Origin of the sequence: Lactiplantibacillus sp. YT640, from assembly GCF_049745435.1 — a bacterium.
GTDB lineage: Bacteria > Bacillota > Bacilli > Lactobacillales > Lactobacillaceae > Lactiplantibacillus > Lactiplantibacillus plantarum.
Map to the genome: position 1 here is coordinate 1 of NZ_JBMNVY010000056.1, position 8,107 is coordinate 8,107.

General features: G+C 44.0%; 7 protein-coding genes. 1 reads left to right on the forward strand and 6 read right to left on the reverse strand.

The window, feature by feature from the left end; genetic code table 11:
- Nucleotides 1-57: 57 nt before the first annotated feature.
- The 6 genes from ACOV1R_RS15310 to ACOV1R_RS15335 all read right to left on the reverse strand — a co-directional run bounded on the left by ACOV1R_RS15310 (nucleotide 58) and on the right by ACOV1R_RS15335 (nucleotide 6,361).
- Entirely contained in the window at nucleotides 58-396 is a 339-nt protein-coding gene (locus tag ACOV1R_RS15310; RefSeq protein WP_064578299.1) for a hypothetical protein, read from the reverse strand.
- On the reverse strand, nucleotides 396-1,529 hold the full coding sequence (gene glf, locus ACOV1R_RS15315) for a UDP-galactopyranose mutase (protein WP_054519075.1): 1,134 nt from the start codon (nucleotides 1,527-1,529) through the stop codon (nucleotides 396-398). Before glf ends, ACOV1R_RS15310 begins: the two co-directional genes overlap by 1 nt.
- A 149-nt stretch (nucleotides 1,530-1,678) precedes the next feature.
- On the reverse strand, nucleotides 1,679-2,395 hold the full coding sequence (gene larD / locus ACOV1R_RS15320) for a D/L-lactic acid transporter LarD (protein ID WP_003643315.1): 717 nt from the start codon (nucleotides 2,393-2,395) through the stop codon (nucleotides 1,679-1,681).
- Between the two features lie 189 nt (nucleotides 2,396-2,584).
- A complete protein-coding gene (locus ACOV1R_RS15325; protein ID WP_003644143.1) occupies nucleotides 2,585-3,514 on the reverse strand; it encodes a YihY/virulence factor BrkB family protein in 930 nt (309 codons plus the stop codon).
- A gap of 385 nt (nucleotides 3,515-3,899) precedes the next feature.
- Complete coding sequence (wecB, locus tag ACOV1R_RS15330; RefSeq protein ID WP_003646267.1) at nucleotides 3,900-5,018, reverse strand: non-hydrolyzing UDP-N-acetylglucosamine 2-epimerase; 1,119 nt, start codon at nucleotides 5,016-5,018, stop codon at nucleotides 3,900-3,902.
- A gap of 188 nt (nucleotides 5,019-5,206) precedes the next feature.
- Nucleotides 5,207-6,361: a serine hydrolase domain-containing protein gene (locus ACOV1R_RS15335; RefSeq protein ID WP_064578300.1), complete on the reverse strand. Its 1,155-nt coding sequence runs from the start codon at nucleotides 6,359-6,361 to the stop codon at nucleotides 5,207-5,209.
- 259 nt (nucleotides 6,362-6,620) lie between these two features.
- Here ACOV1R_RS15335 and gdhA point away from each other — a divergent pair, with 259 nt between their 5' ends.
- Nucleotides 6,621-7,976, forward strand: coding sequence for an NADP-specific glutamate dehydrogenase (gene gdhA / locus ACOV1R_RS15340; protein ID WP_031263459.1), 1,356 nt, complete (start codon nucleotides 6,621-6,623; stop codon nucleotides 7,974-7,976).
- The last annotated feature ends 131 nt before the right edge of the window (nucleotides 7,977-8,107 follow it).

Sequence of the window (8,107 nt, forward strand, 5' to 3'; positions counted from 1 at the left end):
ACACCTTGGAAGCATCATTTATTTAAGTTAGATACATATTATATGTACGAAGGCATTTCATTTACACAAGATTCTTGACGCTACCTTAACGGATGATGACACTGACATACTTTCAATTGTTGTATCACTAAATACCGAAGAAATTTTTCTTTGTTTCAACTCCGAATTCACTTGTGTTTTAAAGCTTTTAAGACTCAAAATTTGATCATAAACAGTAATTTGTGAAGTATCATTATTAGTTTGTAAAAATTGTATTTGCGACTGATATTCAGGCTTTTTAATCAAATAGTTCCAACTAACACCAGCTGCAATTGACAAACCAATGATACCTATTAACAAAACAATATGTCTTCCAATGATTCTAAGCACATTTTTTAATTTAATTCGTAATTCCATTATTTATCCTCTACATTACTTAACTCTTGCTTCACCGTCACTAATGCTGCATGAATCACCTGATGCATATCATAATATCGATACTGCCCTAGACGCCCACCAAAAATCACGTTGCCCTCCTGCTTTGCAAGTTCAGCGTATTGCTTATACAACGTGTTATTGCGAGTATTATTAACTGGATAATATGGTTCGTCTCCGCGTTTCCAGTTAGCTGGATATTCACGAGTAATAATTGTCTTACCCTTGTCACCTTTTCCAAATTCAAAATGCTTATGTTCGATGATTCGAGTATACGGTGTTTCCGCATCCGTATAATTAATAACAGCATTTCCTTGGTAGTTGTCAACGTCTCGTTCTTCCGTTTCAAATCGTAAAGAACGATATTCCAATTCTCCTAATTGATAATTGAAGTATTGATCAATCATCCCAGTAAATATGATCTTCGGAAAGTCGGCTAAATACTGATTTTTATTGGCGAAGAAATCCACACCGGTCTCAACATCAATTTCTGGGTGATCCAACATTTTTTCGACGATTTGCGTGTAACCACCAATTGGAATCCCTTGATAAGTATCATTGAAGTAGTTGTTATCATATGTGTAGCGGACTGGCAGTCGACGAATGATAAATGCTGGTAAGTCGGTCGCCTTTTGACCCCATTGTTTTTCGGTGTAGCCCTTAATCAATTTTTCATAAACATCAGTACCAATTAACGATATTGCTTGTTCTTCAAGGTTCTTAGGTTCGCCGCTTAACTGAGCAGCGTCTTTTTGTTCCTGAATTTTTGCTTGTGCCTCTGCAGGTGTCCGAACTCCCCACAGTTCACTAAACGTATTCATATTGAAGGGTAAGTTATACATATGTCCTTTATAATTTGCGACTGGACTGTTTGTATAACGATTAAATTCGGCAAATTGATTAACATACTCCCAAATCTGCTTATCAGAAGTATGGAAGATATGAGCACCATATTGATGAACTTGAATTCCATTTACTTCTTTGGTATAGATATTTCCAGCAATGTGATCCCGCTTTTCAATCACCTTGACGTGTTTGCCACGCAATGCCGCTTCATGGGCAAAGACTGCGCCGAAAAGTCCGGCACCAACAACCAAATAATCATACTTACTCAATTTAACTTCCTCCAAGAATATATAGTCTCATCATGTCATTATATCAAAAAAACTTTAATGTAAAAGGGCAATCGTTATATTGTTGTGTAAACATCGATAAAAAAGACGACTATTTTTACAATAGCCGTCCAAAGTAATTATAGTATTATCTACCCAATCCCAAAGAATCCATGCATAAACAACGCCGCACAAGCAGCCCCAACGAAAGGTGCAATCCCAGGAACAATGATCCCGTATTGCCAGTCGCTGTCAGCCTTGTTCTTAATTGGTAAGATGGCGTGGGCGATCCGTGGGCCCATGTCCCGTGCAAGGTTCATGGCGAATCCGGTTGGGCCACCTAGCCCCATCCCAATGGCCCAGACTAAGAGCCCAACACCAATCGGCACGATCCCCGGCGTTTTCACTTCAGAAATAGCTAAAATCCCAGAAATAAAAATAAATGTATCGAAGAATTCGACGAAGAAGTTCCGTGGTAAGTTCCGCACAGCGGGTGCGGTTGAGAATAAGTTCCGAATCGTAATTGGGGAAATCTCATCAGCAGAAGCGGCAAAATGGTCCGCGTACATGATCCAGACGATCACGGCACCAACGACCCCACCCAAAACTTCTGCAACTGAATACGGGATAAACAATGACCATGAAAGGTTCCCTAAAATACATTGGGCTAATACCATGGCCGGGTTAATGCAGACATTGCCGAAAATGAAGAGGGCAATTGTAATCCCAAAACCCCATGTTGTAATTGCGAAGATATGGCCGGAACCACGATACTTGGTCCCCTTTAAAACCTCACTACAATGTACACCGACACCAAAAATAATCATCAAGGCGGTTCCCATGAACTCTGCCAAAAGCTGATGAATCACTATCTTTCTCCTCCTGTGGCGTTGTTACGCCTGTTTATTTTGAAATAGACGCCACTTACTTTCAGAAAGCACCGGCACTTTTTTCACACGAACACCATTATACACAAAATCCGAATCGTTTAATATGTAAATCGCAAAAAGTTTTGATTTTACAGGATTAAACGTTCGGATTCAATTAAAAGGTTCTGATTATTCTTTTTTAGTCGTTTTTTTGCGTTTGAAGAATTGTCGCCGAATGCGACGAATCATCCGTGGAGACTTTGGCTCAATCTTATGCTCAAACCATTCCTGCACCGACGCATTGACGACGCCACCAAACATCAAGAGAATCCCGGAAAAGTTCAACCAGAACATTAGTACAATTAAACTCCCAATCGTTTGGTAAGTCGTAATCCGTTTAGCAAATAATTCGATATACACCCGGAACCCTTGCGAGATCACGATCCAGCCAATCGTCGTGACTAACGCCCCCGTCCAAATGTAACGCAATTTCACCTTGGCGTTCGGTACAAAGTAATACAACAACATGGCGACGACGAACATCCCAACAAAGGTAATCAAGTTCTTGTTTTCCAACAACTGATTAATCCAATTCGGAATGATTGCACGCGTGAGATTTGTTAAATTCAAGATCACATCTAGAATCAATTGACTCAACGTGAAGAAAATCGCCAGCCCTACGATTAGGAGTAATAGTCCCAACGTTAAGAAAAAGGCAATAATTCGCGTCCAAACGGCATTTTGGGCATCCGTAACCCCGTACGCCTCATTTAGACTCCTGCGAATTGCAGCAATAATTTTAGACGCCGACCAGACTGTCACCAAAATCCCAATTGACAAACTACTACTGCTGCCACTGGACAGGAATGAAACTAAAATCGGCTTAAACGTCTGGTAGACGTTACTAGGAATGACTTCCTGAGCGTACGCTAAAATCTGCCCAGACTTCAAATCGAACCGGGCAATGAGGTTTCCGGCAATCAAGATAATCGGGGCAATCGACATTAACGCGTAGTAGGCCAGCACAATCGCATTGTTGCTGACATTGGCTTGTCCATACCGCCGAATAATAATTTCCAGGCTTTTCGCAATTTTAGGGTAACGGGCTTTTAAATTCATTCATTTATCCTCAACGCTCACTTATAGTATTTACAATTATACAATGGAATGCCGCGGGAAACACCTTTTATACTAGGATTAGTGCTTTCAGCGAATAGACTAGTCGGTCCAATCAGATCAATTGATGGCAATACCTGACCACTGACGAGTAAAATCCGCTTATCTCCCAGCCGTCAGCCACTTTGACAAAATCAAGTAGCTGCCTAGACACTCAGTAGTACCGGGCCATCTAGATTTTAACGCAAAAAAATAACCGGTATTGATACCCCCGCGGCATCCATCTCCGGCTACTTCACTAATTTCACATCTTTACAGGAGAAGTGAAAATTTTTATCACTATGTCAGTGCTTAATATTACACTGTTTATACAAAAATGCAAATAATTTTAATGTGTACCAATTTTTTTCATAATCGCTTGTAAGATGTATTCCGCAGCATGACCATCGCCATAAGGATTTTTAGCGTCTGCCATCCGTTGGTACGCTGCGGAATCATCTAACAGGCTGGTCATTGCTGCCGCAACCTGCTGACCATCAGTGCCGACTAATCGTAACGTCCCCGCGGTGACCCCTTCCGGTCGTTCAGTAGTATCACGCAATACGAGCACCGGTTTATTCAGTGACGGGGCTTCTTCCTGCACCCCACCCGAATCCGTCATAATGAAGTAACTGCGTGCCGCCATGTTGTGGAAATCAAGCACGTCGAGCGGGTCAATGAGGTGAATGCGATCGGTATGGCCGAGGATACGTTTAGCGACTGTCTGCACTGCCGGACTCAAGTGTACTGGGTAGACCACTTCGACATCGGGATGCTGAGCAACCACTCGTTTGATGGCGACAAAGACCGCTTCCATCGGGGCGCCCTGATTCTCACGCCGATGCATCGTGAGTAAGATCATCCGGTGCCCAGGCTGAATCAAATCAAGCGCAGCGTGTTGATAGTCCATCGAAACCGTCTGTTTTAAGGCATCGATGGCCGTATTGCCCGTTACCGTGATGGCCGTATCCGGATGGTTTTCCTTCAATAGATTCTGCCGACTTAATTCGGTCGGTGCAAAGTACATGTCGGCCAGCACGTCGGTCAGCTGCCGATTCATCTCTTCAGGATATGGCGAGTACTTCTGCCACGTCCGCAACCCCGCTTCCACGTGTCCGACTGGGATTTGATGATAGAAAGCACTCACACTAGCTGCAAACGTCGTGGTTGTATCGCCATGCACCAGCACGATATCAGGCTTGACTGTATCCATAATTGCATCTAGCTTCGTCAGTACCCGGCTGGTGATACCAGCTAACGTCTGATTAGGCTTCATGATATTCAAATCATAGTCCGGCGTAATGTGAAAAATCGTGAGCACCTGGTCTAACATCTCGCGGTGTTGAGCCGTCACCACCGTTACCGGTTCAAATTGTGGCTGTTGCTGCAACTGCAACACGATGGGCGCCATCTTAATTGCTTCTGGCCGCGTGCCGAAAATCGTCATTACCTTAATTGGTTTTGTCATTAACTTTCACCTGCATCATTTAGTTTCTAATCTCATCATAGCGTTAGTTACGTCGTGGCGCCATCATTTCGAGTAAAAGTTTAGTTATTTTCAAGGATTCAGCCAAACGGACGGGTAAGCAAAAACACCACCTTGATTGCAGGCACACGTTCTCCCGCAATTAAGATGATGTTCAGCCCGTACCGTTTCTAAAAAGGTACCGTCTTCAATAAAATATCACGAATCTTATACGCGACCTGGTTGTCACCACCAAAAACACCCTGATTTTCAAATAAGACTAAGGCGACTTGGGCATTTCGCGACCCCATATAGTAGCTATGAAAATTATTGTCATTGCCACCCACTCGAATCAACTGGCCTGCCTGGTAATAAACGCCTGCCGAATATTTAATTTGAAAATTATCCGCAAGTGACTTTAAACCGGCTTCACCAACTAGCTGGCCGCTTTGAAGCCCATACATAAATTTATAATAATCCCCCACACTCATATATAGACTACCACAGCCTAATTCACTAGATTGTAACGGCTTAGAAATGATGCCACTCTGACCAAACCCATTAGCCAAGCGATACGAAGTCGGGTTGATCACATTGCCCGGAATATCGTTATATTCATAGGTATGTTTTAATCCCAATGGCCGAATGATGTCATTAGTCAAAGCCGCCTGATAGGATTTATGCGTCACTTTGCGAATAACCCCTGCCAATAAGGTAAAGTTCGCGTTGGAATAGGCATAAGCATGATTATTCGTCGACCGTAAATGTTGCAGTGTAAAGTTCAGCCGCGCCGTCTCCGTTGGTAAAATCGTCTTTGGTGTTATCTCAGTCATCCGAATACCGGAACGATGGTCTAATAGTTCACGTATCGTAATCTGATTGGCGTACGGAATTTCCGGGTAAAAGTGACTCAGCTTCGTCGTCAGACTCAACTTACCCTGATTGATCAGTTTTTGAATCATCACGCCAGTCACAGCTTTTTGTAATGACGCTAATGGATAAGCCTCCGTCGCAGTATTGCGGACTTGATTGGCATCATCCGCATAACCATACGTTCGAACCCGGACCCCCGCCGGACCGTTCGTGGTCAGTAATAGTGTCCCCATAATATGATGACTTTTGATCAACTGATCGATTTGCTTGATTGCCTGGGCCTCAGTAAGCTGGCCGGGCTTCAATTTAGGCTTAGTCGTCGTTTGCTTTTTCGTCGCGGATTTGATTTTTGACGCTGCCTGCTGTACTTTAATTGTCTTTGGTGTCACTTGCTGTGATCCCCACACACCCACGCCAATCAACCCCAGTAAGATTGGCAATAAACTTAATAACCAACGCCGTTTGTTCATCATGATCCCCCCCTGTTTCTGATGAGTCGCCCGTCAAATCTGACTTGACTACTATTTAATTGCCCCAAGCATACGCCCTCGCTTCTGACTTTGCATTAAAATGCGAATTATTGTTAGTCCGCCGAACCAAATCGCAAGCGCTATCAACAGCACGGTTTTACCACAATCACTAAAAATTCATCAAAATTTAGTTAATTTAACTCGTGCAATTTCCGAACGTGACCATTAAAATGAAGATTATAGTTAACTTATTCAAGGAAGGATGATCATATTGAGTCAAGCAACCGATTATGTCCAACATGTTTACCAAGTCATTGAACACCGTGATCCGAACCAAACCGAATTTTTAGAGGCCATCAACGACGTCTTCAAAACGATCACGCCAGTCCTCGAACAACATCCAGAATATATCGAAGCCAATATTTTGGAACGTTTGACCGAACCAGAACGGATTATTCAATTCCGGGTTCCTTGGCTCGACGATGCTGGTCATGCACGAGTCAACCGTGGGTTCCGAGTACAATTTAACTCAGCAATCGGTCCATACAAGGGCGGCTTACGGTTACACCCATCCGTTAATCTGAGTATCGTCAAATTCTTGGGCTTTGAACAGATCTTCAAAAATGCCCTGACCGGCCTGCCAATCGGCGGTGGTAAAGGGGGCTCTGATTTCGACCCTAAGGGCAAATCAGACAACGAAATTATGCGCTTCTGTCAGAGTTTCATGACCGAACTGAGCAAGTACATTGGTCTCGATACCGACGTTCCTGCTGGTGATATCGGTGTTGGTGGCCGCGAAATTGGCTTTTTATACGGCCAATACAAGCGACTCCGGGGCGCTGACCGCGGCGTACTCACCGGTAAAGGTTTGAACTATGGCGGTTCGTTAGCCCGGACTGAAGCTACTGGTTATGGTCTCGCCTACTATACCAACGAAATGCTCAAGGCCAACCAACTTTCCTTCCCTGGTCAACGCGTTGCCATTTCTGGTGCTGGTAATGTCGCCATCTACGCGATTCAAAAGGTTGAAGAACTCGGTGGCAAGGTGATTACCTGCTCCGACTCAAACGGTTACGTTATTGACGAAAACGGTATCGACTTCAAGATCGTTAAGCAGATCAAGGAAGTTGAACGCGGTCGCATCAAAGACTATGCCGACCGTGTAGCCAGTGCCAGCTATTACGAAGGTTCCGTCTGGGACGCCCAAGTAGCTTATGATATCGCGTTACCTTGCGCCACCCAAAACGAAATCAGCGGTGATCAAGCCAAGAACTTGATTGCCAATGGTGCCAAGGTCGTTGCCGAAGGGGCTAACATGCCTAGCAGTCCAGAAGCCATTGCGGCATACCAAGCTGCCAGCTTGCTATATGGTCCGGCCAAAGCTGCCAATGCTGGTGGCGTTGCCGTTTCCGCCCTTGAAATGAGCCAAAATAGTATGCGTTTGAGCTGGACTTTTGAAGAAGTCGATAATCGCCTCAAACAAATCATGCAAGATATCTTTGCACACTCCGTTGCCGCTGCCGACGAATACCACGTTAGCGGTGATTACCTGAGTGGTGCTAACATTGCTGGCTTCACAAAAGTTGCTGACGCCATGTTAGCGCAAGGCTTAGTTTAAGCCAACTACATTTAATCGCATCAAAAAAACGGATTGTCATTATCGACGGATATACTCCTCTTTGGGTAGACAAGCAAATAATCAAAGCTTGCCTACCTAAGGAGGAGTTTTTCTATGGGCAGAAAAGGTTC